Origin of the sequence: Paraburkholderia sp. CHISQ3 (assembly GCF_030464945.1) — a bacterium.
Taxonomy (GTDB): domain Bacteria; phylum Pseudomonadota; class Gammaproteobacteria; order Burkholderiales; family Burkholderiaceae; genus Paraburkholderia; species Paraburkholderia megapolitana.
Genome location: NZ_JALPRG010000017.1, coordinates 101,150 through 127,057 on the forward strand (window position 1 = coordinate 101,150; position 25,908 = coordinate 127,057).

Consider the following 25,908-nt stretch of genomic DNA (forward strand, 5'->3'; position numbering starts at 1 on the left):
GTTCGATGCAGGCTTGATCGAACAATAGTGCATTATTTTTCCCATGTAAAGCACTTTAGTGCATCATTCGATGCCTCGATCCTCCGCCGTCTCGGCTGCGAGCCGCGCCGCCAGCCGGTCGCGCAGTTGCAGATAGGCGTCGGCGAGCGTCTTTTCGCTGGTATCGAACGTCATGTCCGCGCGCCCGTACAGCTCGCCGCGACCGGCCAGAATCCGCTTCAGGTCGTCCATCGCTTCGTTGTTGCCCGACATCGGCCGCAGGTCGCCCTGCGCGACCACGCGCCGCATGTGTTCTTCGGGTGTGGCCTGCAGCCAGACCGTAAAGCAGTGCGCGAGCAGTGCGTTGAACGTCCCCGCCTCCGACACGAGCCCGCCCGGCGACGCGATCACCGCGCGCTCGTGCTCATGGATCACGGCCTCCAGAGCTCGATGCTCGTACCGCCGGTACGCACTCGCGCCGTACAGCGAATGAATCTCCGACGGCGGACAGCCGGCCAGTTGCTCGATGACCCGGTTCAGCTCGACGAATGGCACCTTCAGTTCCTGCGCGAGCATCCGGCCGAGCGTCGATTTGCCTGCGCCGCGCAGCCCGATCAGCGCAATCCGGTCCTTGCGATGCGGATCGCGCGGCGCCTGCGCGAACATCTCCGCGAGCGCGAGGCGCGCGCGCTGCAGCGCGGCCTGGTCCCGGCCCTGCAACAGTTCGCGGATCAGCAGCCACTCGGCCGACGACGTCGTCTCGTCGCCGATCACCTCCGCGAGCGGACAGTTGAGCGTCGTCGCGATCTGCCGCAGCACCAGCACCGAGGCGTTTCCGACCCCGGACTCCAGATTCGCCAGATGCCGCTCGGAAAGACCGGTCTCCTGGGCGAGCGCCTTGCGGGTCATGCCGCGGCGCGCCCGCAGCAGTCGCACGCGCTCGCCCATCGCCGTGAGAAACGGATCGCGCTCGCCTTTTGGCGCATCGGCATCGGGAACATCGGCGACGGGGTCAGCAGAGTAAGTTTGCTTCATATGAAAGGTTCAATGTCCACTTGAATATGTACTATAGTGCTTGACATGCATCAAGCAAGCGGTTAATTTTCGCCAAAACCCGGCGGAATAACAAACGCTGACGTACGCAGCCGCTTTTAGCGGCCGCGTCCCGGAGACGGTCGCCGGCCTCGCATGCACTGACGTGCGGCCGGCGGTCCACGGAGACCCCCATGTCCCCTGACGATTTTCAGCGCCTCATCGCAGGCGTTACTTCGCAACTGGCCGACCGTCCGCTCGACGGTGAGCTGGCCGGCTGGCTCAATGCAACGTGGCCGGCGGATAGCACTGTCTTTCGCGATCTGGCCGCAGCATGCCGCACCGGTGTCGCCGAGGGCTGGCTGTGCAATCGCGAGGGCGGCGGCATCCGCTACGGACGCATCTTCAAGGCGCTGCCGGAAACCCACGGCTTCTCGGTCGATGTCGTCGACATGAAAGATCTTGCCGGTCCGCACCACGTCCATCCGAACGGCGAAATCGATCTGATCATGCCGCTCGACGCAGGCGCAACGTTCGATGGTCACCCGGCGGGCTGGTGTGTCTACGGGCCGGGTAGCGCGCATCGTCCGACGGTCGCGGGCGGCGAAGCACTGATCCTGTATCTGCTGCCACAAGGCGCGATCGAATTCACACCGGCCTGATCCGATCGGCACGCATCGCCATCGCCTCGCGATCTCATCGACACCGATCGAGCGCACGCCGCCCCACCGTTGGAGGAACCATGCAAGCCCTGCTGGACACACCGGCGAGCCCGCCTGCACAGGAAATCGCAGCAGCGCCACCCGCGCGCTTCAACTTCGCGGCGCATCTGTTCGATCTCAATCGAACGCGCGCCGCGAAGACCGCCTATATCGACGATACGAGCGCGACGAGCTACGCCGAACTCGAAGACCGCGCGCGCCGCTTCGCGACCGCGCTGCGCTCGCTGGGCATTCACGCGGAGGAACGCATCCTGCTCGTGATGTACGACACCGCCGAGTTGCCAGTCGCGTTTCTCGGCGCGTTGTATGCAGGCGTCGTACCGGTGATCGCGAATACGCTGCTCACCTGCGCCGACTACGTCTATATGCTCACGCACAGCCACGCGCGCGCGGTGATCGCATCGGGCGCGTTGTTGCCGGTCATCGCGCAAGCGTTGAGCGACGCCGAACATGACGGCTGCATGCTGATCGCCTCGCAACCTGGCGCAGGCGACCTGCCCTGCGCGTATGTATTGAGTCATCTGATCGAGCATGCACCGCCCGCCGTGCGCGCCACCTCGAGCGGCGCCGACGATATCGCATTCTGGCTCTACTCGTCGGGTTCCACCGGCAAGCCGAAGGGCACCGTTCATACGCACGCCAACCTGTACTGGACCGCGCAGCTGTACGCGAAACCGATACTCGGCATCGGCGAACACGACGTCGTGTTCTCGGCGGCCAAGCTGTTCTTTGCATACGGGCTTGGCAATGGGCTCACGTTTCCACTCACAGTCGGTGCGACCGCGATCCTGATGGCTGGACGCCCCACCGCCGACGCCGTGTTCGAGCGGCTCGTGCGTCATCGCCCGACGATCTTCTACGGCGTGCCGACGCTCTACGCGAATATGCTTGTGTGTCCGAACCTGCCCGCACGCGCCGACGTGGCGCTGCGCATCTGTACGTCCGCCGGCGAAGCGCTGCCGCGCGAAGTCGGCGAGCGCTTCGCGGCGCACTTCGGTTGCGACATACTCGACGGAATCGGTTCGACAGAAATGCTGCACATCTTCCTGTCGAACCGCGCCGGCGATGTGCAGTACGGCACGACCGGGCGGCCCGTGCCCGGCTACGACGTCGAGCTGCGCGACGAAGCGGGCCAGCCGGTGGCCGATGGCGACGTTGGCGACCTGTACATCAAGGGGCCGAGTGCCGCGCTGATGTACTGGAGCAATCGCGAGAAATCGCGCGCAACGTTTCTCGGCGAATGGATCAGGAGCGGCGACAAGTATCGGCGGCTTGAAAGCGGCTGCTACGTCTACGCAGGACGCAGCGACGACATGCTGAAGGTGAGCGGCCAGTACGTCTCGCCGGTGGAAGTGGAGATGGTGCTGGTCCAGCACGATGCGGTGCTCGAAGCGGCGGTCGTCGGCGTCGATCACTGCGGCCTCGTCAAGACATGCGCATTCGTCGTGCTGAAGCAGAGCGCCGTCGATTCGGGCACACTCGCCGACGAACTAAAAGCATTCGTGAAAGAGCGGCTCGCTCCGTACAAATATCCACGCGATATCATCTTCGTCGACGACCTGCCGAAAACCGCGACCGGCAAGATTCAACGCTTCAAGCTGCGGGAACTGCTCTGAGGCTCCGAGAAACGCCATGCCGCTTCCGTCGAACGCAACGACCGCCGCCACAGCCAGCGAATTCGCTACGTTACCCGCCACAGCGACACGCGATGCGTTGCGCATCGAATACCGCTGGCTCGAAGCGAGCGCACCTGACGCGCCGCTCGCGGTGTTCCTGCACGAAGGCGCCGGCTCGGTTGCAACGTGGCGCAACTGGCCACACACGCTCTGCGCCAGGCTCGGCATGCGCGGACTCGTCTACTCGCGGCCCGGTTATGGACACTCCACACCACGCCCGCACGCCGAACGTTGGCCCATCGATTTCATGCACCACCAGGCGCATGACGTACTGCCCGCCCTGCTCGACGCGCTCGGCGTCGACACAGAAACACGCGCGCGGATGTGGGTGATCGGCCATAGCGACGGCGGTTCGATCGCGCTGCTGTACGCGGCAGCATTCCCCGCCGCGCTGGCCGGCGCAATCGCAATCGCGCCGCATGTGTTCGTCGAGGACGTCACGATCGACGGCATCCGCGAAGCGAAACACCTCTACGAAACCACCGACCTGCGCGAACGGCTCTCGCGCTATCATGCCGACGTCGATTCCGCGTTCTACGGCTGGAACGACATCTGGCTCGACCCGGCGTTTCGCGCCTGGAACATCGTCGGGCGGCTGTCGGCCATTCGCTGTCCATTGCTCGCGGTGCAAGGCCATGACGATCACTACGGCACCATGGCGCAGATCGAAACGATCGCCGCACAGGTGCCGCAAGCACAACTGGCAAAGCTGAACGACTGCGGACATTCGCCGCATCGCGATGTACCCGGTGCACTGAACGACGCGATCGCAGCGTTCGTTGACACGACGCGCGATAGCTAAATCGGCGCACATGCGGTAACGTTCCCGAAAGCTTGAACGCAGCACCATCCGGAGCGGCAAGGTCATCGCACCGGATTCACAATTCCTAAACACGCTACTGGTTATGCTTGTTGACTGCAGGGCCAACGTGCGTCGACACGTCGCCCGGCAATCTGCTTGAGTGCCGGAGAGCGTCATGTCCCCCGAATTCCCCCCAGAATTCCGCAGTTTCGCTGTACGCCGTAGCAAACGTTTAATCAGCCAGCTCCAACGCCCCACTGTGGTGCTGGCGTTCTGCTGCTGCGCACTCGTCGCAGCCTGCAGCGACGACGGCGCCCACGCGTCCGACGCCGCTGCTTCGTCGGCTCAATCGTCTCAATCGGCGCAGGACAGCGCGCCATCCGCCTCCGCTTTCAACGTCTCGCCCTCCACGATCGTTGCCACACCCGCCGCTGCTTCGTCGCAAGCCGATGGCACAGCCGCATCCGCATCTGCAAGTCTCGCCCCACCCGTGATTCACACCGTCGATTGAAGTTGCTGCCCCCGGAACGGTGCCGTGCCGAGTTGTTTGCACCGTCGCTCTACCCACTTACTGAAGATCCAAGCTCAACATGACCTCAAAAAATCGCCGTGATTTTCTACGCGCAGCCGCCCAGGCTGCCGGTTCCGCGACCGCGCTGTCGATGCTGCCGCTCGGCATCCGCAATGCACTCGCGATTCCCGCCAACAATAAGACCGGTAGCATCCGCGACGTCGAGCACATCATCGTGCTGATGCAGGAGAACCGTTCGTTCGATCATTACTTCGGCACGTTGAGGGGCGTGCGCGGCTTTGGCGATACACGTGCCATCAATCTGCCGACCGGCCAGCCCGTGTGGAACCAGCCGCTCACCGCCGACGGCGCAGCCGGCACCGTGTTGCCGTTCCATCCCACCGCACCGAACCTCGGCCTGCAGTTCCTGCAGGATCTGCCGCACGACTGGAGCAGCACGCACGCCGCGTGGAACGGTGGCCGCTACGACCAGTGGGTGCCGTCGAAGGGCACCACGACGATGGCTTACCTGACGCGCGACGACATGCCGTTCCACTACTCGCTCGCCGACGCGTTCACGATCTGCGACTCGTATCATTGCTCGCTGCTCGGACCGACCGATCCGAACCGCTACTACATGTGGACCGGCTGGGTCGGCAACGACGGCAGCGGCGGCGGCCCGGTGATCGACAACTCGGAACTCGGCTACGGCTGGACGACGTTTCCGGAAGTCCTGCAAAACGCCGGCATCACGTGGAAGATTTACCAGGACCAGGGGACCGGGCTCAACGCGCAGGGTTCGTGGGGCTGGACCAACGATCCCTACATCGGCAACTACGGCGACAACTCGCTGCTGTACTTCAACCAGTACCGCAATGCGCAGCCGGGCAACCCGCTGTACGACAGGGCGCGCACCGGCACGAACGTTTCCGCGGGCGGCACCTTCTTCGACATCCTGCGCCAGGACGTGCAGAACAACACGTTGCCGCAGGTCTCGTGGATCGTCGCACCGGAAGCGTATAGCGAACACCCGAACTGGCCGGTCAACTACGGCGCGTGGTACATCGACCAGGTGCTGCAGGTGCTGACGTCGAACCCGGACCTGTGGAGCAAGACGGTCCTGCTGATCAACTACGACGAGAACGACGGTTTCTTCGATCACGTGCCGCCGCCGTTCGCACCGAACGGCACCAACGGCCTGTCGACCGTCGATACCTCGAACGAAAACTTCGCCGGCAACAGCAGCTACGCAGCCGGCCCGTACGGGATGGGACCGCGCGTGCCGTTGATCGCCGTGTCGCCGTGGTCGAAAGGCGGTTGGGTGTGCTCGGAACTGTTCGACCATACATCGGTGATCCGCTTTATCGAAGCGCGCTTCGGCAAGCAGTACAACATCCCCGAGTCGAACATCACGCCGTGGCGCCGTGCAGTGAGCGGCGACCTCACGTCCGCGTTCAACTTCATCAACCCGAACGACGCGTTCCCCTCGCTGCCGAGCACGGCCGGCTACGTGCCGCCCGATCAGTTGCGCCATCCCGACTATGTACCGGTGCCGCCTGCCCAGCAGTCCGTACCGACACAGGAAGCCGGTGTGCGTCCGCTGCGCGCGCTGCCTTACGAAACCTTTGTGCGTGTCGCTCACGACTCCGGCAGCAGCCGTCTCACGATGCGCTTCGTCAACACGGGCCGTGCCGCCGTATCGTTGCTCGTGTATTCGGCGGGCAGCATCTATGGGCCGCGCACGTACACGGTCGAAGCCGGCAAGCGTCTCGTCGACTACCTGTTGCCGTTCAAGCATGAAGGTGCGTTCGACTACACGGTGTATGGACCGAACAGCTTCCTGCGCCGCTTTGCAGGGACGCTGGCGGGACTCGACGGTAGCAACGGCGCAACGGCTATTCCGGAAGTCGCGGAAGGCTACGACGTCGCGAACGGCAACCTCGATCTGCGGTTGCGCAATACCGGTACCACCGCCTGCACGTTTACGATCGCGGATGCGTACAACCCGGGTCACGTCATCACGAAACGCGTGCGCGGCGGCGACACCCAGACGCTGTATTTCGACCTGCGCAAGGTATACGGCTGGTACGACCTGACCATCACCGTCGATACGGATCAAAGCTTCGTCCGTCGTCTGGGTGGACACGTCGAAACGGGCCGTGCCAGCAAGAGCGATCCGGCGCTGGGAGGCTAAGCGGGAAACGGCTTCGTCGTGCGAAGGTTGCTAACGACGAAGCCGGTTTTTCAGACGTTCAATCACGTTGACTATCCGCCAGCAGATCGGTACAACGTGGAACCTTGGCATTGCTATGCAAGGCAGCAAGCGCTGCTTTGCCTTCACTCCTACCTGCCGAGGTGCTTATGGGTTCAAGGTCCTGGTCGCATCTTGTCCTGAGTTGCGCTGCTTGCCTGACAGTGTCCGCCTGCGGTGGCGGCGGTATTTCCTCCGATAACCCAAACCGGATCGAACAGGTCGTGTCGTTCGGCGACAGTTTGTCCGACGTCGGTACGTATGCGTACGCTAGCGGATTCGGCGGCGGTCGCTACACCACTAATCCAGGCTTGATCGCAGTACAGCGAATCGCCGCGCACTACAACGTCACGTTGACGCCGGCCTTGACAGGCGGCTTCGGCCAACCGAGCGTCACTCTCCCCAACGGGTTCGGCTATGCACAAGGCGGTGCGCGTGTGGCGAATCCGCCCAATCCCGGCGATGCCACCGGCGACACCGGCGAGTTGCAAACGCCGGTCACCTCGCAGGTCTCGGCTTACCTCAGTCAGCATCAACGCTTCAACACACATCAGCTTGTGCTGATACAGGCCGGCGGTAACGATGTGCAGGATGTTTATGGCGCGTGGGTGAATGCGGTTCAGTCCGGAACCGATCCGGCCACTGCGTTGACAGCGGTTTTGCCTACTGCTGCACAGGTGGGTACTCAGTTGGCCGGCATCGTGCAGACGTTGCTCGCAAACGGCGCGAAGCACGTTGCGGTGCAGAACGTACCTGATCTCAGCAAGACACCGGCCGGTGCGGCGGCGGAGCAGCAACTGCCAGGTTCGATGCAGGCGTTGCAGCAGATCACGCAGGCGTTGAATACGGCGCTGGCATCTGCATTGCCTTCTTCTGCGGCCGTGCTACAGATCGACGCTTATACGTTCTTCAATCAGACCGCCGCTAATTTCCAGAGCCTTGGGTTCCAGTACGACGGCAGCAACGCTACACAGGTGGCGTGCGGGCCAATTCCCTTGCCGATTCCCTATGCGGCGGATTCCGACAGCGCGCTTTTTTGTAGTCCGTCCACCTATGTGGCGCCCAATGCGGATCAGATTTATATGTTCGCCGATGCGTACCATCCCAGTACGCATCTACAGCAGTTGATTGCTGCTTATGAGGTTGGGCTGACGGATGCTTGGCTGGGGTCGCAGAATTAATACGCGTGCGCTGCGGATCACCGCAGCGCATCGCTTGCACCGTTCGTCCTGCTGTTCAATCTCAAACCTTAACCGGCCGGATCAGACTTTCACACGTCGCTAGCGCCGCATCGCCGGCAGGCAGCTTGCTGCACACGCCTTCGAACTGTTTGACGATCACCTTCACCGTCGAATCGTGTGCCCCGCCCTTGTTCCACTGCGCGAGTTGCGTGACGACCTTGTTCAGTGCGCGTCGGTTGGTGCCATAGAACGCGCCAGGCGTCTGACCGGCCTGCACGAGCAGATCCGATGCAACGTGCTGGATGCGTGCAGTGTCGTCAGGTGCAAGTGTGACGGCTCCAGCGAAGTAGTTCGCGCCCCAGCGCAGACGGGTCGCCGGTCCGCTCGATGCATCGTACGCACGTTGGTACCAGTCGAGTGCAGCAGCCTTGTCGCCACGTGCCTTCGCATTCGCTGCGAGTTCCGACATGAAATAGTACGGAGCGGGCGAACGTCCCATCGACGACTTCAGCAACGTATCCGATTCATCGATCAACCCGGCATCAGTCAGCGTCTCGGCTCCTTCGCTGATCACCGACTGCCGTTCCCACGCACTGGTCGTTGCCTTGTCCGCCGCGGCTACCTGCTCGCGCACTGCATCGAGTAGCGGTTTAGCGAGCGGTGCCGGTTTCGGCGTGTCGAGTCGCGCGAGGTTCACCCGGCCATCGAGCGCCGACAGGCGGTCGGTCGTCGACAACGAACTATCGGCGGCCAGACGCGTGAGCACCGCGTCCCATTGCTTCGCGAGATCGCGTTGTCCCGGCGTGCCCTTGCCGACGAGATAGGTCGTGTCGTCCGCGGGGCTCTCGATCAGAGCATCGAAGTCGTCGCGGCTAAGCTTGGGGTCTTGCAACACCTGATGCAACGTTGCCAGCGCAGCGGCCTTGTCTAGCGTGCTGCTTTGTTTCGGATCGCCGGATGCGGCGATGTTCACCGCGGTCAACTCAAGCCGCTGCGACTCGGCCGGTGCGTGATCGGCCTTTGCGTGTCGAGCCAGCGTTTGCAACGTCGCACTGATGCGATCCTCCGGCACCGGCAAATCGCCATCGGTGTCCCATGAGTAGTTGGCCAGCATGCGCCAGTCGTCGCGAGTCAGTTTCGCGCCGTCTTTCAGTGCGATCGCAAAGGTCTGCTTGACCGGGTGCGCTGCATTCAAGCCCGCCGATAGCGCCTGCATGTAGCGATCGGGATCGGCCTCGCCAGGCAACCGGGTGATTTCGGTTCCATCGGGTTTGAACAGGATCATCGTTGGATAGCCGCGCACTTTATATCGCTCGCCTACCTTCTGCGCATTCGCACTGTCGCCGTCGAGATAGACCGGAACGAAAAACGACGAACGATCCTTGAATGCCTGCTGACTGAAAATGGTTGCCTTGACCTGGTTGCAAGGCGGACACCAGACAGCGCCCCAATAAAGCAGTAACGGTTTGCCGGAGGTCTTAGCCAATGCGAATGCTGCGTCGACATCGCCCTGCTGCCACGCGATGCCAGGCGGTAAATGTACGGTCGCGGTCGGGGCGGCAGACGGTGCGGTAGCAGCAAAGCCCGCGCTCGATGCAATCAGCATGATCGATGCCGCCAGATGATGAAGTCGAATGTTCATGTTCTGGTTCTCCAGTAGTGCTCAGTTGAAGCGGTGATCGAATTCCAGCCAGAAGGTCCGCCCGTAAGGCATGTAGTAGCCAACGGTATAGTACGGCCATCCGCCGGAATCGTCGTGCTTGATGGTGTTCATCAGGTTGTTCACGATCAGCGTGACCGACGTGTCTTTGCTGAACTCATGCGCCACGCTCAGGTTGGCTAGCGCCGTCGGCGACAGGTACGCCGTCTGCGCCGCATTGGGCACCTTGCCGTAGCGCTCGACCTGCAAGGTCGAAATCCATTTGGCAATCGACCAGGTCACGCTGACGGTCAGCTTGTCCGGCCACTCCGGGTTACCAGTGGGATTCTGCAGCGAATGCAGCAAGTCCTGCACCGGACCGTTCGCGTACTGCTGGTATTTGTGGCTCAAGACTTTCGTGAAATTGGCGGTCCACAAAAAATTCCCGTATCCGTGTGTCTTGAAACGCCACTTGCCGGTCAGATCGAAACCGCTGGTCCGCTCCATCGCCGCGTTGATCGGGTTCACGAGTATCTCGTTGATCGCGCCGGGGTTAAGCACTGCCGTCAGTGGATTGCGCACCACGCGCGACAGCGCGTCCTGACAATCCGGCGAGTTGATGTTGAGTTGTCCCTCGCGACATTTTGCTTCGGTACGCAACAGGTTATCCGGATCGATCACCGTGACCAGGTTGTCGATGCGGATGTTGTAGTAATCGGCCGAGAAATCCACGTCCGCAGTCGGCGACAGCACAAATCCATATCCCCACGATGTGCCGTTTTCCGGCCTGAGGTTCGTGTTGCCGGTCTGGATATAGTTGGAGCCCGGGGAAACATTCGCGAACTCGCAATTGCTTAAGGGCTCACCGGACTGATTGCAGCGGTAATAGTCGGTGGTGCTCTCGAAGTAACCCTTCTGCTTGCCCTGATAGAGATAATTCATATCGGGTGCGCGGAAACTCGTCCCGTAGTTGCCTCTCGCAAGGAAGGTGTTGATCGGTCAATATTCGAGGCCCAGCTGGTAGGTGAATTTTCCCGCGCTGCGACCGCTATAGAAGTAGTCGTCATAGCGACCCGCCACGGTCGCATCAAGTTGATGAATGATCGGGATGTTGAGTTCGACAGCAGCCGCATAGCGCTTGCGATTGCCGCTAAAGGTTCCCGTATCGTTAGCGTTGTCGTATGCGCCCTGGTAGATCAGCGGATCGGCCGTATTGCTGAACCCCTGCGTACCGTACTCGAGCACGCCGGCTCCCTTGACCATACCAGCCGGTAATTTGAACAGATCGCCGTTAGCACTGAGGCTGAGATTCTGCGTCCACGTATTGTTCTGGCTCGCGGATTCGCTATAAAGCGATGCGAACTGCGACGCCGTGAGCGGCGTTGCAAAGCGGTTAGCATTGGGTGCGTAGATCGGCACGCCACCAGCGGTTGTGCCCAGTTGCGGTCCCAGATAGTACGTATTGATGGATGAATCCAGACGCGGCACTGTCGCGCGGCTCTGATAGCCGGACGCACTATAAGTCGCCTCGTAGTTCCAGCTACTGTCGCCGATTGCACCGCGCACACCGAGAGCAAGATTGCCGGACACATCGTTCCATTGCTTGTCCCACGCTGTCGCGCCGCCAATCTCCTCCGGCGCAAAGCGTTTGCTCCACACCTCATCTGCGCCCGTCGTCTGGTTGAAAAAGTAACCGGTAGTCGCCGCGGCCGACGTCCAGATCGGTCCGCGCGTATTGTTTCTGGTTTGATCCCATGCACCTGAGGCCGTGCCGAACAGCGTCGTCTTGTCATTCAGACGGTACTCGAATCCCGCATAGACGTTCTCGCTACTGTTGTCTGTCTGGGTGGTCCAGAAGTCCGGCCTCGCCTTGCCGCTGCCGCAATACGAGCCGCCTTGTCCATTGACGCTCGTTACGCTGCCGCCAAATGCATGGATACCGCTGAGCGCACCGCAAGCGGCAGGCCCACCAAGGTACTGTCCGGTATCGAGATTCTGGCGCGACCAGATCGAGGTCGGCGTCTCTCCCTCGAGCGTCGATGACGACATGAAGTCGCGCTGCGCCGACCAGATCGGATTGGTCTTGCTGACCTCGATGCCGAAGACGGTACTCAGCGCGCCGAAGTCCTTGCCGCCCGATATCTGCAGGCGACCGTTGGTACCGCCGCCTCCCTGTGTTGTGCCGCCCTTCACGTTCACCTCCACACCATCGATATGCTTCTTCATGATGATGTTCACAACGCCCGCGATCGCATCGGAACCGTAGACTGCCGACGCAGCGCCGTTCAGGATCTCGATCCGGTCGATCATCTCGGACGGAATATTCGCGAGGTTCACGAAGTTGACGTTGCCGTCGTAGGCGACCGGATAATCGGCCACCCGGTGTCCATCGACCAGTACCAGCGTGTGATTGGGTCCTAGTCCGCGCAGATCGATCGTGTTTGCCGCAGGCGTGAAGGTATTTCCGTAGTCCGCACCCTCGGTAAATCCCGTATTCTGGGTTTGCTGCGCCAGCGCATCGTAGACATTCCGGTAACCCTTGCTCTCGATGTCCTTGCTGGTGATGACCGTCACACTCGTCGGTCCTTCCTTTTGCGAACGGGGAATCCGCGATCCGGTTACGACGACCGGTTTGAGACTCACGGCATCGCCCTTGACCACGTCTTGCGCTGCGCTTGCGGCCACGGGTGTGCTTGCGGTAATCGCCGCACTTGCGGAAACGGCCGGTGTGGTTTCCTGTGCGCTAACGGAATATGCGGCCACGCCAGACAGACTCGCCAGTCCGACGCAGATCAGTCGGAATCCGATGGAATGCAGGCTACCTTTCGAAGTACCCATTGTTGTTTATATAAGAGATCTCGCCGATGCTTAGGCACGACGTGACCCATCCGGCCTCTACGACGAGAAGCCAGCGATGGAAATGTACGAGAGAGGGATTACGGGCGATCTGGAAGCAGGTTTTCCGCGCGACGAAACGCAGGTCGCAACAACCCGACTACGAAATCAGGCCATCATTTCTTATAGATTTTCCGCTGCATCGTGGTATCTCTTTTTATAAGGAACCCAGAATGTAATGGTCTGAAATAAAACCGGTCCACCGATATTTGCTTATATCGATGTACGAATTTCTGTATTGATGAGGATTGGTACGACGACAGCGGGTCGCTGTCGTGTTGCCTGCCGATCACCGAAAGTGCCTTGCGAGAAGGCCGCGCCGCTTTAGCAAGAGGAAGTACGTCGGCGCGTACGTATCGAATCGATAGCGAGCACGAAAATTCTCATTGAGAAAAATTGAAGATCAAACGGTACGTGTCAAACGATACGCATCGGCATATGCCGTAGTACGAACTACGGCATATGCATGGCGCAATGTACGAGAGCGGTCGCACGCGGTAACGATTGATGTCCCGAACCTGACTCGAAACCGAGTAATCGCAGCACACCATGACACGCCTAACGCGCATGCTCAAGGTGCGGTTGCATCAGTTCCTCGAACCAGTCGATAAACACATTGAGCCGCCGCGAGCGCTGCCGCCGGTGCGGATACAGCGCGGACACATCCATCGATGCCGCACGCCACTCCGGCATCACTTCCACGAGCCGCCCCTGATCGATCAGATACTGCACGTCGAAGCGCGGAATCTGGATCAACCCTACGCCAGCGAGACAGCACGCAATATAGTTCTCAGCGTTGTTGACGATAACGCGACTCGGCACCGCCACATACGACGCGCGCCCTTCGCCATCGGTCAGATATTCCCATGGCAGTTCGCGCCCGGTTGTCGGCGACGCGTAGCCGACCATCCAGTGCTCGCGCTCCAGTTGCAGCGGATGCGCCGGCACGCCATGTTCGTTCAGATAACCGGGACTCGCGCAGTTGATCAGCGCGATATGCCCAAGCGGCCTGACGACGAGACTGCTATCCGTCAGTTCCCCCACGCGTATCACGCAGTCGACGCCCTCCTGGATCAGGTCGATCGAACGATCGGTGGAACGCAGCGCCAGCTCCAGCTTCGGATGACGCCGCAGCAACCCCGGCAACATCGGTGCGATCAGACGACGCGCGATCCGGCTCGGCACATCTACGGTGAGTCGGCCGCTCACATCGAGTCGCGCATGGAACAGCCCATCGAGTTCGTCGGCATGCGCAAGCAGTTCGCGCGCGCGTTCGACGAGCAGCAGACCATCGGCGGTCGGCTGCACCGTGCGCGTCGTCCGGTGCAATAGACGCGTGCCCATCGCGGCTTCGAGTTGCTGGATCGCCGCGGACACCGTCGCGCGCGGCAGTTCGAGCCGGTTCGCGGCCTTGATGAAACTGCCCATCTCGGCGATCTGCACGAACACCTTCAATTGATCGAGTCGGTCCATATCCGTCTTCCTTTGGCACGAATCGATTGTTCAGGAATCGGGATAATTAATCCAGTATTCACTAGATTATCTTTAACAATGTTTTGTCTAGACTGGAACGTCCCATCGTAACGAGGAGGTTTTCATGGCAGATCATTCGCTCAACGGCAAGGTCGCACTCATCGCGGGCGGCGCCAAGAATCTGGGCGGCCTGATCGCGCGCGATCTCGCGGCGCACGGCGTAAAAGCGGTGGCGGTTCACTACAACAGCGCAGCGACGGCGGACGCGGCGGAACAAACCGTCGCGGCCATCAAGCAAGCCGGTGCCGACGCGCGTGCATTTCAGGCCGATCTAACGACGGCGACCGCAGTCGAGAAACTGTTCACCGACGCAAAGAGCGCCTTCGGCCGCATCGACATCGCGATCAACACGGTCGGCAAGGTTCTGAAAAAACCGTTCGTCGAGATTACCGAAGCCGAGTACGACGACATGTTCGCGGTCAACTCGAAGAGCGCGTTCTTTTTCATCAAGGAGGCAGGCAAGCATCTCGAGGACAACGGCAAGCTCGTGACGCTCGTCACGTCGCTGCTCGGTGCGTTCACACCTTTCTACGCGAGCTATGCGGGCAGCAAGGCACCCGTCGAGCATTTCACGCGGGCGGCATCGAAGGAATTTGGTGCGCGCGGCATTTCAGTGACGGCTGTCGGACCGGGGCCGATGGATACGCCGTTCTTCTACCCCGCCGAAGGCGCGGATGCGGTCGCGTATCACAAGACCGCTGCATCGCTGTCGGGGTTCAGCAAGACGGGGCTAACCGACATTCAGGATGTCGTGCCGCTGATCCGCCATCTCGTGACGGACGGCTGGTGGATTACCGGTCAGACGTTGTTGATCAATGGTGGCTACACCACCAAATAAGTACGAGCCACTCACGATGACGTTCGCCGTGCCACTTCACACTCTGCACTGCGCAGGCACGGCGAACGCATCTTCTAACTCTCACCCAACGCTAACCTGCGCTTCCACCGCGGGCTGATCGCCACTGCGCGCCAGTACCGGCGCCAGCGCCTCGCCCGTGTGACTCCGCGCCACACGCACCAGTTGCTCCGGCGCAGCCGCTGCGACGATCGTGCCGCCGCTCGCACCGCCTTCGGGGCCGAGATCGATGATCCAGTCCGCTTCGGCGATCACGTCGAGATCGTGCTCGATCACCACGACGCTATGTCCCGCATCGGCGAGCCGATGCAGCACGCGGATCAGCTTCGCGACATCGGCCATGTGGAGCCCGACCGTCGGTTCGTCGAGCACGTACAGCGTGTGCGGCGCCTTCTGCCCGCGTCGTGTGATGTCGTCGCGGACCTTGCTCAGCTCGGTGACCAGCTTGATACGCTGCGCTTCGCCACCCGACAGCGTCGGTGAAGGTTGACCCAGCGTCAGATAGCCGAGCCCGACATCCTTCATCAATTGCAGCGGATGCGCGATGTTCGACATCGGCGCGAAAAACTCGACGGCTTCGTCGATTTCCATCGTCAGCACATCGCCGATGTTCTTGCCGCGCCAGCTCACCGCGAGCGTTTCCGGATTGAAACGCTGCCCGTGGCACACATCGCACGGCACCTTCACGTCGGGCAGAAAGCTCATACCGATGGTACGGACGCCCTGGCCTTCGCATGCGGGGCAGCGGCCGTCGCCGGTATTGAACGAGAAACGCGACGCGGTGTAGCCGCGCGCCCGCGCTTCGAGCGTATCGGCAAACAGCTTGCGGATCGTGTCCCACACGCCGATATAGGTCGCCGGGCACGAACGCGGTGTCTTGCCGATCGGCGTCTGATCGACTTCGAGCACGCGGTCGATCGCTTCCCAGCCGGTGATCGATTCGCAGCCCTGCCATACGTGGTTCACCGTGTACGCAGGACGCGGTGCGCTGCGCGCAAGCACGCTCGAACGGCGGTTCGCCGCGGGCGCGCTCTGAACCGCGTTACGCGCACGCCGCGTGGCCGGCGACGACAGCACCGAGCGGCCGACCGCATCGAGCAGGTTGGTCATCAGCACATCGCGCGCGAGCGTCGATTTGCCTGAACCGCTCACGCCCGTTACGGCCACGAGCCGCGCGAGCGGAATGCCGACTGTGACATTGCGCAGGTTGTGCAGCTTTGCGCCGTGCACTGTGAGCCATTGCTCCGGCACCGCAGGCTTGTTCTTGCGCGCCAACTCGACGGTGCGGCGTGGCTGTAGCGGATGCGCGATCGGTCGTGCGAGAAACTGTCCGGTCAGCGACGTGGACTGTTTGGCGAGATCAGCCACACTGCCCTGCGCGACCAGTGTGCCGCCGCGCTTGCCCGCGCCTGGGCCGATGTCGATGATGTGGTCGGCACGACGGATCGTGTCTTCGTCATGTTCAACAACAACGAGCGTGTTGCCCTTGTCGCCGAGCTTGCGCAGCGCGTTCAACAGGATCTGGTTGTCACGCGGATGCAAACCGATAGTCGGTTCATCGAGTACATAGCAGACGCCCTGCAGATTGCTGCCCAGTTGCGCGGCGAGCCGGATGCGTTGCGCCTCGCCACCGGACAGGCTCGGTGCAGCACGGTCGAGGCTCAGATAGCCGAGCCCCACCTCTTCGAGAAACTGCAACCGGCTACCGATCTCGCTGACGACATCGCGCGCAATACCGGCGTCGCGCCCGGTCAGCTTGAGACCGTCGATCCAGCGACGCGTATCGGTAACCGTCCAGCGCGCGACATCGACGATCGCTTTGGAGCTAAACGTGACCGCCCCCGCGACCGGATTCAACCGCGTGCCATTGCAGTCCGGACACGGCTCGTCGACCACGCCTTCGGGTTCCTGTTCCTCCGACGGCAGGCTTTGCTCGCGACCGCGACCGTCTTCGATCAACACAGTGTCGTCATAAGCAGCGCGTTGCTCGCGCGTGAGTTTGAGACCAGTGCCGACGCACGTCGTACACCAGCCGTGCTTGCTGTTGTACGAGAACATCCGCGGATCGAGTTCTGGATAGCTTGTGCCGCATACCGGGCAGGCGCGTTTGGTAGACAGCACCTTCACGTCGCCAACGCCTGCGGTTACACGCCCTTTCATTAACGCATCCTGCAGACCATCGAGCGGCGCCAGCAGATGCATCACGCCCTTGCCAATCTCAAGCGTCTCGTCGAGCCGACGACGCAACTCCGCTTCATCGTCCGCCGATACGACGAGATCGGCCACGGGCAATTCGATCGTGTGTTCGCGGAAGCGGTCGAGCTTCGGCCACGGGTCCACCGGCACGAATTCACCATCGACGCGCAGATGCGTATTACCGCGCGCCTTCGCCCACTTCGCGAGATCGGTGTACACGCCCTTGCGATTGACGACGAGCGGCGCAAGCAGGCCGACGTGCTGGCCGCGATGATCGCGCAGCAGTTGCGCCGCGATCGATTCGACGCTTTGCGCCGTCACCGGCGTGCCGTCGTGGATGCAGTGCTGTATGCCGAGTTTTACGTACAGCAGCCGCAGGAAGTGCCAGACCTCCGAGGTCGTCGCGACGGTACTCTTGCGACCGCCGCGCGACAGGCGCTGCTCGATCGCGACCGTCGGCGGAATGCCGTACACCGCGTCGACTTCGGGTCGCCCGGCCGGCTGCACGATCGAGCGCGCGTAAGCGTTCAGCGACTCGAGATAGCGGCGCTGCCCTTCGTGGAACAGGATGTCGAACGCGAGCGTCGACTTGCCCGAACCGGACACACCGGTGATCACGTTGAACTTGCCGTGCGGAATATCGACGTCGAGCGCCTTCAGGTTGTGTTCGCGCGCATTGACAATACGCACGACGTCATCGCCTTCGATCGCCCGGCGCGCACGTGCCGCGGCAAGCGAGGTTTGTAGCGGCACACCATCGGTAGCCTCGACGGCGGCGCCCACCGCGCGGTCGTACTGGATCAACGCCGCGCCGGTATGCGATGCCGCGCATTGCTTGACGTCGTCGGGTGTGCCTGCGCACAGCACGAGCCCGCCGCCGTCGCCGCCTTCCGGCCCGAGATCGATCAGCCAGTCGGCGGCACGGATCACATCGAGATTGTGTTCGATCACGATCAGCGAATGACCGCCCGCGAGCAGCTTGCCGAACGCGCGCATCAGCTTCGCGATGTCGTCGAAGTGCAGCCCGGTGGTCGGTTCGTCGAACATGAAGAGCCGCCCCGCTACGGCCGGCTTTGCGGTACGCGTAGTACGCGGCTGCGCGGTCTCGGCGAGAAAACCCGCCAGCTTCAGGCGCTGCGCTTCGCCGCCCGACAAGGTCGGCACCGGCTGCCCGAGCTTCACATATTCGAGCCCTACGTCGACGATAGGCTGCAGGACACGCAGCACTTCCGCGTCGTCGGCAAAAAATGCGATCGCTTCGCTGACCGTCAGCTCCAGCACATCGGCGACGCTAAGCGAGCGCGCCGGCGCACCGCGCTCGATCTTCACTTCGAGCACTTCGGCGCGATAACGCCGTCCGTCGCAATCGGGGCAACGCAGGTACACGTCGCTCAGGAACTGCATCTCGATGTGTTCGAAGCCCGAGCCGCCGCACGTCGGGCAACGACCGTCGCCCGAGTTGAAACTAAACATGCCCGCGCCGTAGCCGCGCTGCTGCGCGAGCGGCGCCTTCGTGAAGAGCTTGCGGATTTCGTCGAATGCGCCGACGTAGCTGGCCGGATTCGAACGCGCGGTCTTGCCAATCGGCGACTGGTCGACGAACACGACATCGCTGAGGTATTCGGCGCCCGACAGGTTGCGATACGCGCCCGGCGATTCGGTCGGGTTGCCGAAGTGGCGCGCAAGCGCCGGATGCAGCACGTCTTGCAGCAGCGTCGATTTGCCCGAACCCGATACACCCGTCACACAGACAAGCCGTTGCAACGGAATCTCGACCGTCACGTCGCGCAGGTTATGTTCGCTTGCGCCTTCCAGGACGATGCGCGGTGTATCCGCCGTGACTTCACGTCGCGACCAGTGCGCGGCATCGGCGACATGACGGCGACCACTTAGATAGTCGCCGGTCAACGTGGTAACGCTGCGGATGCCGGCCGGTGTGCCGTCGTAAATGATCGTGCCGCCCCGCTCGCCAGGACCGGGCCCCATGTCGATCAGACGATCGGCCGCCAGCATCACCGACGGATCGTGCTCGACCACGACCAGCGTATTGCCCGCATCGCGCAGCCGATGCATCGCTTCGACGATGCGGTTCAGGTCGCGCGGATGCAGACCGATGCTCGGCTCGTCGAGAACGAACAGCGTTTTGGTCAGCGACGTACCGAGCGCCGTGGTCAGGTTGATCCGTTGCACTTCGCCGCCCGACAGCGTGCGACTTTGCCGGTCGAGCGTCAGATAACCGAGCCCGACGTCGCACAGGTATTTGAGCCGTGTGCGCACCTCGGCGAGCAGCAGCTTCAACGCATCGTCGAGCAGTGCGCTGGGCAGCGCGATGTCGTCGAAGAACCGGCGAATGCGCTCGATAGGCAGCAGCATCACGTCGTGCACCGTCAACCCAGGCAGCGCTTCGAGTTGCTTGCGCGACCACTCGACACCGCGCGGCAAAAACCGGCGCGTGGGTTCGAGCACCGCATCCGCATTCGGCTTCGTGCCGAGACGCCACAGCAGCGATTCGGTCTTGAGCCGCGCGCCGCCGCAGGTTTCGCACGGCGTGTAGCTGCGATACTTCGACAGCAGCACGCGGATGTGCATCTTGTACGCCTTCGATTCCAGATACTCGAAGAAGCGTTTCACGCCGTACCAATGGGTTTGCCACTTGCCGTTCCAGTCCGGCGAACCGTTGATCACCCAATGACGCTCCGCATCGGTCAACTCCACCCACGGCGTGTCGCGACGGATATCGGCTTTCGCCGCGTAGCGCATCAGATCGTCCTGACATTCCTTCCAGGCCGGCGTCTGCATCGGTTTAACCGCACCGCCGCGCAGCGTCTTGCGCGCGTCTGGAATGACGAGACCGAGATCGACGCCGATCACGCGACCGAAGCCGCGGCAGGTTTCGCACGCGCCGTACGCCGAATTGAACGAGAACAGCGCGGGCTGCGGGTCCGCGTAACGCAGGTCGCTATCGGGGTTGTGCAGGCCGGTGGAGAAGCGCCAGATCTGTGGTTCTGCATCGGGAGTGCTCGCAGCGGAGTCCGCAGGTAGCACGTAGACGCTCACACGCCCCGCGCCGCGCTTCAGCGATGCTTCGATCGCCTCGACCGCGCGCACCTTGTCCGTGTTGCCGAGCCGGAAGCGGTCGGCGACCACATCGAGCACCTTGCGCGTGCCAGTGGGCGACGCAACTTCGCGCTGCGCCTGCACGCGCGTGTAACCGCTCGCCGACAGCCACTGCTCGATCTCCGCATCGGACGCCGATTCGGGCAACTCGACCGGAAACGTCACCACAAGCCGCGGGTCGTCCGCCGCCGCGCGTGCCACCAGTTCGGCATAGATCGTTTCGGGCGTGTCGTGCCGCACGGCCTGCGCGTTGTTGCGGTCGAACAGTTCGGCCGCACGCGCGTACAGCAGCTTCAGGTGGTCGTTCAGCTCGGTCATCGTGCCGACCGTGGAGCGCGAACTGCGCACCGGGTTGGTCTGGTCGATGGCGATGGCGGGCGGCACACCGTCGACCCGATCCACCTGCGGCCGGTCCATGCGGTCGAGAAACTGCCGCGCGTAGGCGCTGAACGTCTCGACGTAGCGCCGCTGCCCTTCGGCATACAGCGTGTCGAACACGAGGCTCGACTTGCCGGACCCGGACGGCCCGGTCACCACCGTCATTTCGCCGGTGTGCAGGTCGAGGTCGAGGTTCTTGAGATTGTGCTGGCGTGCTCCGCGGATGCGGATGGTTCCGTGAGAGGACAATTTGGCTGACCGTCTGAAGGAGTTGATCCGGCTTCGCGACCTGAACTCATACGGCACACGGCGTGCTTCAACCGCCGACTATGGGCGCCGGCGAAGGCGGAATGAATGAGACACTATACTGTATGTTTATACAGTTTTCTATCTTTCATCACAGTTTTACACCTTTCATGACAGTAAGGTGTCGCCAATGAAAATAGAATGCGGGTCTTCGTATTCGTGCATGGGAAAACATGATGATTCGCTTATCCGTCACGCTCGCCACGCTGGTTGCAGCGATCGGTTCGACAGGCGTTTGGGCAGCAGATGCCGCGTCCCAGGCGGCGGTAGCACCGCCGCATCGGTACCTGAGTCCTCAGGCAGCCAACGCGGCTACCGCGGTTAGCCGTCCGGGAGGCACGTCGTCCGCTTCGGACGACAAGCGCTGCGCCCAGCTCGCGTCGGAAATCGATGCGGAGAAAGCGTCGCCGCATCTCCCCGCCGTCGGCGCACCACAGTTCGATATCGCAAACAAGCGCCCCGTCGATCCACGTGCCTACGATCCCGATCGTCGGGTCTACGACAAGCGTGCGAGCCTTGAGACCACGTTCGCCCAAGAGGGATGTCGACCACGATAGTTTGCGTTGCCGCGCTCCGCTCATGCGGCGCGCGACTCACGCATCATCGACGCTGTGTTTTACCGATGCAGTCGGCCAGACTATTTCCAGCTCAAGCGCGATCGATCGCGCGAGCCCTTCCATATCCGGAAACAACGACGCGTTCGTAATGTTCATGCGATACAGCGAACGCATCGCGTCTTCACGAACCGACGGCGGCAATACGATCTTGCGCAGCAGTTCGTCGTCGCTCGAATAGTTGCTGACGATCTCGTCGAGTGGCTTTTGCAGCAGCCCCGGCAGCACAAACGTGCCGGCCTGCGCGATCAGACGCTGGTCCATCTCCGACGGCTCGCCGAACCAGATCACCGGGTTCTTGTCGGTCAGAAAGAATTTCTCGAAGTTGCCCTTGCGCCGCGGATCGATCATGTCGCGCGTCAGGTGCGGGGTCGTGGTCGGATAAGCGCGGTTGGTCCATAGCGCGGGCGTGTTGACCGCGAAGATCGCCGCATCGGACACGGCCCGTTCCAGCGCGAAAAACGCAGCGACGTAAGGCGATTTCGTGAAATCGAGCAAGCGCGTCGGTGCGCCATGATGCTGCATCAGCCCGAGACAGCGTAGATCGTCGGACAGCGCACGCACGTCGGACAGATAGTTGTGCGCCTTGCGACGAAAGATGCGAATGGCGCGCTGCTCCTGGATGCGCCACGTCGAACGGTCCGGCACGAATGCCGCGAGGTAGCGCGACAGCGAACTCTGCAGCAGCCAGTTCGCATCCTGCTGGCCGCGAAACGCCCATCCGTCCAGTTCGGCCGTCAGGTTCATGAACTGCTGCCAGCTCGACACCACGGTCGTTTTCACTTCGATTTCCTCATCCGGTCATTCACTCGTCATTCTTTACTCTATTCGATAACCCGTCTGCAGTGTGGCCGCGGCCAGGGTCGCGGCCCGATCGAGTGCAGCCGCGTCGTTCGCGTGAATCAGGTACAGCGTGTCGCCGGCCGCTACCGTCTGGCCGACGCGGCACAGCAGGTCGATGCCCGCGCCGGCATCGGCGGGCGCGCCGGCTTCGCGCGCAATGCCCGCAATCGACCAGCCGTCGATCGACATCACCGTGCCGCCGTGCGCGGCGCGCACCGCCTGCGCGTGCGCGCCGGGTAGTACCGGCTGCGCGCGGCGTCCTTGAGCATCGACGATACGCTCGAACGCCTTGCGTGCCGCGCCGCTCGCCAGCAACCCGGCAGCGATCCGCCGACCCTCGATCACGTCGCCGACACCAGGCGCCCATGCAAGGATATGCGCGGCAAATGTCAGCGCCTTGTCGCGTAGATCGGCGGGCGCAGCGCTATCGTTGTCGAGCACGAGACCGACGTCGCGCACTTCCAGCGCTGGGCCGATGCCGCGACCAATCGGTCCGCTGCCGTCGGTGACGAGCGCCTTCACATGCAAGCCTACGCCCGTACCGACGTATTCGAATAGATCGCCGAGCGCGCGCGCTTCGTCGGCCGTGTGCAGCTTTGCGCGCGGTCCGTATGGCAGATCGACGATGACATGCGTCGATCCCGCCGACACCTTCTTCGACAAAATCGACGCCACCGACCAGCGGTTCGTATCGAGCCCGAGCGGTCGCGTAAACGCATTGATGCGATCGTCGATCAGCGAATGATTGAGCCGGCCGTTCCACGCGATGCAGGCGCGCGCCTCTTCGACGCAACGCCGCACCTCCTGCGCGGTGAGATCGACACGCGCGACGGTTTCCATCGCGTCGGCGGTACCGGCTGCGGATGTGATCGCACGCGACGATGTCTTCGGCATCGCCAGACCGTACGCGGCGACGATCGGCACGACAATCAGCGTGATGCGGCTGCCGGGAATACCGCCCATCGAATGTTTATCGACGACGATCGGCTCGTGCCACTCGATGCGCGGCATGAGCCGCGCCCGGACGCGTGCGAGCCCGAGCACTTCGGCATCGGTGAGATGACTGCATGCGTGCAGCAAAAACCGGTCGATCTCGCGGTCCGGGTAACGCAGCTCGAGGATGTCGTGCAGCAACGCCTCGTATTGCGTTTCGTCGAGCGCTTCGCAGGCGAGCTTCGCGCGCAGTAGCGGCGCGCTGGCTGGCGGATTCGTGGCATGTTCCAGCGCCGCAATGAAACGCTCGATGCCCTGCTCCAGCGTGCCGTCGTTGACGACGCGCCAGGTTTCGACATCGGCCGCGTGTGGTGCAACTTCGCGCTGTACCCTGAGCCGCACCTGTTCGGGCGTCTCGCGGCCACGCTCGAGAATGCGCGCGGCCAGCACATCGGCCGGCGCGCTCACTTCGATCACAACGAGTCGCGGCACACGTGTCGCCAGTTCGGCGATCATGCTGCGCGAGCCGTTCGCGATCACATGACGACCTTCGGCGAGCAGCGTTAGCAGATCCCGCCGCAGGCCATAACGCAAACCGTGCGCAGACCACGTAATCAGAAATTCGCCGCGTTCTTCAAGTTCAGCGAACGTGGTTTCATCGAGTGCTTCGTGATCTTCGCCGGGAGATCCCGCAGGCCGGGTAATCGCGCGGCGCGCGAAATAGAACCGACTGTCGAGACGCCGCGCGCCTTCGATCAACGAATCCTTGCCGGCGCCGCTCGGACCGACCACGAAGAAAAAGATGCCCGCCGTCATGACGGCTACTCCGTATCATCCAGACCGATGTCGACGCATGACGCCGCCTGGTTGATCTTGCTCGTGGAGATGTAATCGACACCGGTCTTCGCGATCGCACCGATGGTCGTGAGGTTGATACCGCCCGATGCTTCGAGCTGCACGCGGCCGCCGACGATCTCGACGGCACGCGTCATGTCCGCGACCGACATGTTGTCGAGCATGATCACGTCGACGCCCGCTTCGAGCGCTTCGCCGACCTGTTCCAGGCGATCGCACTCCACCTCCAGCTTCGTCAGCACCGGCAGTTGCCTGCGTGCGCGTTGCACAGCCTTCGAGATGCCACCGCACACGGCGATATGGTTGTCCTTGATCATCACGCCGTTGTCGAGACCGAGCCGGTGATTCAACCCGCCGCCGCACGTCACGGCATGTTTTTCGAGCATCCGCAGACCCGGCGTTGTCTTGCGCGTATCGATCAGACGCGCCCGCGTACCGGCGACGGCCGCCACGTATTGCGCAGTCAGGTTGGCAATGCCGGAGAGCCGCTGCACGATGTTCAATGCAGTACGTTCCGCGGTCAGCACGCTGCGCGCGTTACCGCGCACGTCGAGCAGCACCGCGCCCGGATCGACCTTGTCGCCGTCCTTCACACGCACGACAACGTCGAGCGTCGAGTCGTAACGCCGGAACACGCGCGCGGCGACATCGATACCGGCGACGATCAGCGGTTCGCGTGCATTCATGTAGAACGCACCGGTCTCGTGCGCTTCGATCATCAGCTGTGCGGTGAGGTCGCAGTAGCCGATGTCTTCGGTCAACCACAGGTCGATCAGGCGGTCCGTCTGGAATACGTCGTACATGGTGTCCCTACCTCTCTTAACGGAAATGGATTCGATCGTACACAACCGCTCAGCGATGTTTCAGGCGCCGGTCGGCCATCATCAGCAGACCGTTGCACGACAGCGCGAACACGGTCAGAAACAGCGCGACGGCCATGATCGTGCGGATATCGCCGAGATTCATCGCGCTCGTCAGCAGATAGCCGAGCCCGCGCTGCGAAGCAAACATCTCGCCGATCAGCACGCCGAGCAGCGTCAGCGAAAAGCCGAGCCGCAGGCCCGAGACGATTTCGGGGAAGATGGCCGGCAGCACGACGTGAGTAACCGTGCGCCACGCCGACAGCCGCATGGTTTTCGACGCGCGCAGGTACACCGGTCGCATCTGACGGATCGCGTTCATCGTGAACATCAGGATCGGAATCAGACCGTGCATCACACCGAACGCAACCTTCGCCGACAGGCCGAGCCCGAATACCAGCAGCACCAGCGGATACAGCGTCACCTTCGGCAGCGAATACAGGTTCAGCAGGATCGGTTCTGCGACGAGGCCCGACAGGCGATTCACGCCGAGCAGCACACCGAGTGCAACGCCGCCCGCCAGCGCGATGACGAGCGCATAGGCAAGTGCGCGTGCGGTCTCGCCGACGTTACTCCAGAAAGTAGCCGTACCGAGCATGCCGAACAGCGCCTGCACAGTGCTCCATGGCGAACCCATCGAACTGTCGCCGACCGCCCAGTGCAGACATTGCCAGCACACGACGATCGCCACAGCGACCAGCAACGAATCAGTAAAGTGTCTCATGACGA

The 25,908-nt window shown here is 62.3% G+C and carries 18 protein-coding genes; 8 read left to right on the forward strand and 10 right to left on the reverse strand.

Annotated elements, in window-relative coordinates:
- Positions 1-63 precede the first annotated feature (63 nt).
- The gene (locus M0D65_RS31110) at positions 64-1,014 is read right to left on the reverse strand and encodes a helix-turn-helix transcriptional regulator (RefSeq protein ID WP_266255903.1); all 951 of its coding nucleotides are present in this window, start codon (positions 1,012-1,014) and stop codon (positions 64-66) included.
- 191 nt (positions 1,015-1,205) lie between these two features.
- Between M0D65_RS31110 and M0D65_RS31115 the strand changes: the two genes are divergently transcribed.
- The 6 genes from M0D65_RS31115 (at position 1,206) to M0D65_RS31140 (ending at position 8,154) form a co-directional block, all read left to right on the forward strand.
- Positions 1,206-1,673, forward strand: a complete 468-nt coding sequence (locus M0D65_RS31115; RefSeq protein ID WP_091020451.1) for a DUF4863 family protein — start codon at positions 1,206-1,208, stop codon at positions 1,671-1,673.
- Positions 1,674-1,753: 80 nt separating this feature from the next.
- On the forward strand, positions 1,754-3,349 hold the full coding sequence (locus M0D65_RS31120; RefSeq protein ID WP_091020454.1) for a benzoate-CoA ligase family protein: 1,596 nt from the start codon (positions 1,754-1,756) through the stop codon (positions 3,347-3,349).
- A 16-nt stretch (positions 3,350-3,365) separates the two neighbouring features.
- A complete protein-coding gene (locus tag M0D65_RS31125) occupies positions 3,366-4,211 on the forward strand; it encodes an alpha/beta fold hydrolase (RefSeq protein WP_266255904.1) in 846 nt (281 codons plus the stop codon).
- A 175-nt stretch (positions 4,212-4,386) separates the two neighbouring features.
- Positions 4,387-4,722 carry a hypothetical protein gene (locus M0D65_RS31130; RefSeq protein ID WP_266255905.1) on the forward strand — a complete coding sequence of 112 codons (336 nt, stop codon included), beginning with the start codon at positions 4,387-4,389 and terminating at the stop codon, positions 4,720-4,722.
- 79 nt (positions 4,723-4,801) lie between these two features.
- Positions 4,802-6,916, forward strand: a complete 2,115-nt coding sequence (locus M0D65_RS31135; RefSeq protein WP_091020458.1) for a phosphocholine-specific phospholipase C — start codon at positions 4,802-4,804, stop codon at positions 6,914-6,916.
- A gap of 167 nt (positions 6,917-7,083) precedes the next feature.
- A complete protein-coding gene (locus M0D65_RS31140; protein WP_091020460.1) occupies positions 7,084-8,154 on the forward strand; it encodes an SGNH/GDSL hydrolase family protein in 1,071 nt (356 codons plus the stop codon).
- 61 nt (positions 8,155-8,215) lie between these two features.
- Here M0D65_RS31140 and M0D65_RS31145 read toward each other — a convergent pair whose 3' ends face one another.
- The 4 genes from M0D65_RS31145 to M0D65_RS31160 form a co-directional block, all read right to left on the reverse strand.
- Positions 8,216-9,796: a thioredoxin family protein gene (locus M0D65_RS31145; protein WP_091020463.1), complete on the reverse strand. Its 1,581-nt coding sequence runs from the start codon at positions 9,794-9,796 to the stop codon at positions 8,216-8,218.
- 21 nt (positions 9,797-9,817) lie between these two features.
- On the reverse strand, positions 9,818-10,789 hold the full coding sequence (locus M0D65_RS31150) for a TonB-dependent receptor (protein ID WP_266255926.1): 972 nt from the start codon (positions 10,787-10,789) through the stop codon (positions 9,818-9,820).
- 3 nt (positions 10,790-10,792) lie between these two features.
- Positions 10,793-12,556, reverse strand: a complete 1,764-nt coding sequence (locus M0D65_RS31155; RefSeq protein ID WP_266255906.1) for a TonB-dependent receptor plug domain-containing protein — start codon at positions 12,554-12,556, stop codon at positions 10,793-10,795.
- A 690-nt stretch (positions 12,557-13,246) separates the two neighbouring features.
- A complete protein-coding gene (locus tag M0D65_RS31160; protein ID WP_091020466.1) occupies positions 13,247-14,161 on the reverse strand; it encodes a LysR family transcriptional regulator in 915 nt (304 codons plus the stop codon).
- 124 nt (positions 14,162-14,285) lie between these two features.
- On the opposite strand from M0D65_RS31160, the gene M0D65_RS31165 reads away from it, so the two are divergent.
- The gene (locus tag M0D65_RS31165; RefSeq protein WP_266255907.1) at positions 14,286-15,059 is read left to right on the forward strand and encodes an SDR family oxidoreductase; all 774 of its coding nucleotides are present in this window, start codon (positions 14,286-14,288) and stop codon (positions 15,057-15,059) included.
- Between the two features lie 81 nt (positions 15,060-15,140).
- Here M0D65_RS31165 and uvrA read toward each other — a convergent pair whose 3' ends face one another.
- Positions 15,141-21,017 (reverse strand): excinuclease ABC subunit UvrA, encoded by a 5,877-nt coding sequence (gene uvrA, locus M0D65_RS31170; RefSeq protein ID WP_266255908.1) that lies wholly within the window; start codon positions 21,015-21,017, stop codon positions 15,141-15,143.
- 230 nt (positions 21,018-21,247) lie between these two features.
- Here uvrA and M0D65_RS31175 point away from each other — a divergent pair, with 230 nt between their 5' ends.
- On the forward strand, positions 21,248-21,631 hold the full coding sequence (locus M0D65_RS31175; protein WP_091020471.1) for a hypothetical protein: 384 nt from the start codon (positions 21,248-21,250) through the stop codon (positions 21,629-21,631).
- Between the two features lie 36 nt (positions 21,632-21,667).
- Here the strand turns inward: M0D65_RS31175 and M0D65_RS31180 are convergent, their stop codons facing one another.
- From M0D65_RS31180 to M0D65_RS31195, 4 genes are read right to left on the reverse strand one after another with little or no spacing between them, the layout of a single operon-like run.
- A complete protein-coding gene (locus M0D65_RS31180; protein WP_091020474.1) occupies positions 21,668-22,471 on the reverse strand; it encodes an FRG domain-containing protein in 804 nt (267 codons plus the stop codon).
- Between the two features lie 36 nt (positions 22,472-22,507).
- A complete protein-coding gene (phnN, locus tag M0D65_RS31185) occupies positions 22,508-24,280 on the reverse strand; it encodes a phosphonate metabolism protein/1,5-bisphosphokinase (PRPP-forming) PhnN (RefSeq protein WP_266255909.1) in 1,773 nt (590 codons plus the stop codon).
- A gap of 5 nt (positions 24,281-24,285) precedes the next feature.
- Positions 24,286-25,122 carry a carboxylating nicotinate-nucleotide diphosphorylase gene (gene nadC / locus M0D65_RS31190; RefSeq protein WP_266255910.1) on the reverse strand — a complete coding sequence of 279 codons (837 nt, stop codon included), beginning with the start codon at positions 25,120-25,122 and terminating at the stop codon, positions 24,286-24,288.
- 49 nt (positions 25,123-25,171) lie between these two features.
- Positions 25,172-25,903 carry an ABC transporter permease gene (locus M0D65_RS31195; RefSeq protein ID WP_266255911.1) on the reverse strand — a complete coding sequence of 244 codons (732 nt, stop codon included), beginning with the start codon at positions 25,901-25,903 and terminating at the stop codon, positions 25,172-25,174.
- Positions 25,904-25,908 lie beyond the last annotated feature (5 nt).

Coding starts and splice junctions, on each gene's coding strand:
- M0D65_RS31110 (WP_266255903.1), bottom strand. CDS start 1,014: ATGAAGCAAACTTACTCTGCTGACCCCGTCGCCGATGTTCCCGATGCC.
- M0D65_RS31115 (WP_091020451.1), top strand. CDS start 1,206: ATGTCCCCTGACGATTTTCAGCGCCTCATCGCAGGCGTTACTTCGCAA.
- M0D65_RS31120 (WP_091020454.1), top strand. CDS start 1,754: ATGCAAGCCCTGCTGGACACACCGGCGAGCCCGCCTGCACAGGAAATC.
- M0D65_RS31125 (WP_266255904.1), top strand. CDS start 3,366: ATGCCGCTTCCGTCGAACGCAACGACCGCCGCCACAGCCAGCGAATTC.
- M0D65_RS31130 (WP_266255905.1), top strand. CDS start 4,387: ATGTCCCCCGAATTCCCCCCAGAATTCCGCAGTTTCGCTGTACGCCGT.
- M0D65_RS31135 (WP_091020458.1), top strand. CDS start 4,802: ATGACCTCAAAAAATCGCCGTGATTTTCTACGCGCAGCCGCCCAGGCT.
- M0D65_RS31140 (WP_091020460.1), top strand. CDS start 7,084: ATGGGTTCAAGGTCCTGGTCGCATCTTGTCCTGAGTTGCGCTGCTTGC.
- M0D65_RS31145 (WP_091020463.1), bottom strand. CDS start 9,796: ATGAACATTCGACTTCATCATCTGGCGGCATCGATCATGCTGATTGCA.
- M0D65_RS31160 (WP_091020466.1), bottom strand. CDS start 14,161: ATGGACCGACTCGATCAATTGAAGGTGTTCGTGCAGATCGCCGAGATG.
- M0D65_RS31165 (WP_266255907.1), top strand. CDS start 14,286: ATGGCAGATCATTCGCTCAACGGCAAGGTCGCACTCATCGCGGGCGGC.
- M0D65_RS31175 (WP_091020471.1), top strand. CDS start 21,248: ATGATGATTCGCTTATCCGTCACGCTCGCCACGCTGGTTGCAGCGATC.
- phnN (WP_266255909.1), bottom strand. CDS start 24,280: ATGACGGCGGGCATCTTTTTCTTCGTGGTCGGTCCGAGCGGCGCCGGC.
- nadC (WP_266255910.1), bottom strand. CDS start 25,122: ATGTACGACGTATTCCAGACGGACCGCCTGATCGACCTGTGGTTGACC.
- M0D65_RS31195 (WP_266255911.1), bottom strand. CDS start 25,903: ATGAGACACTTTACTGATTCGTTGCTGGTCGCTGTGGCGATCGTCGTG.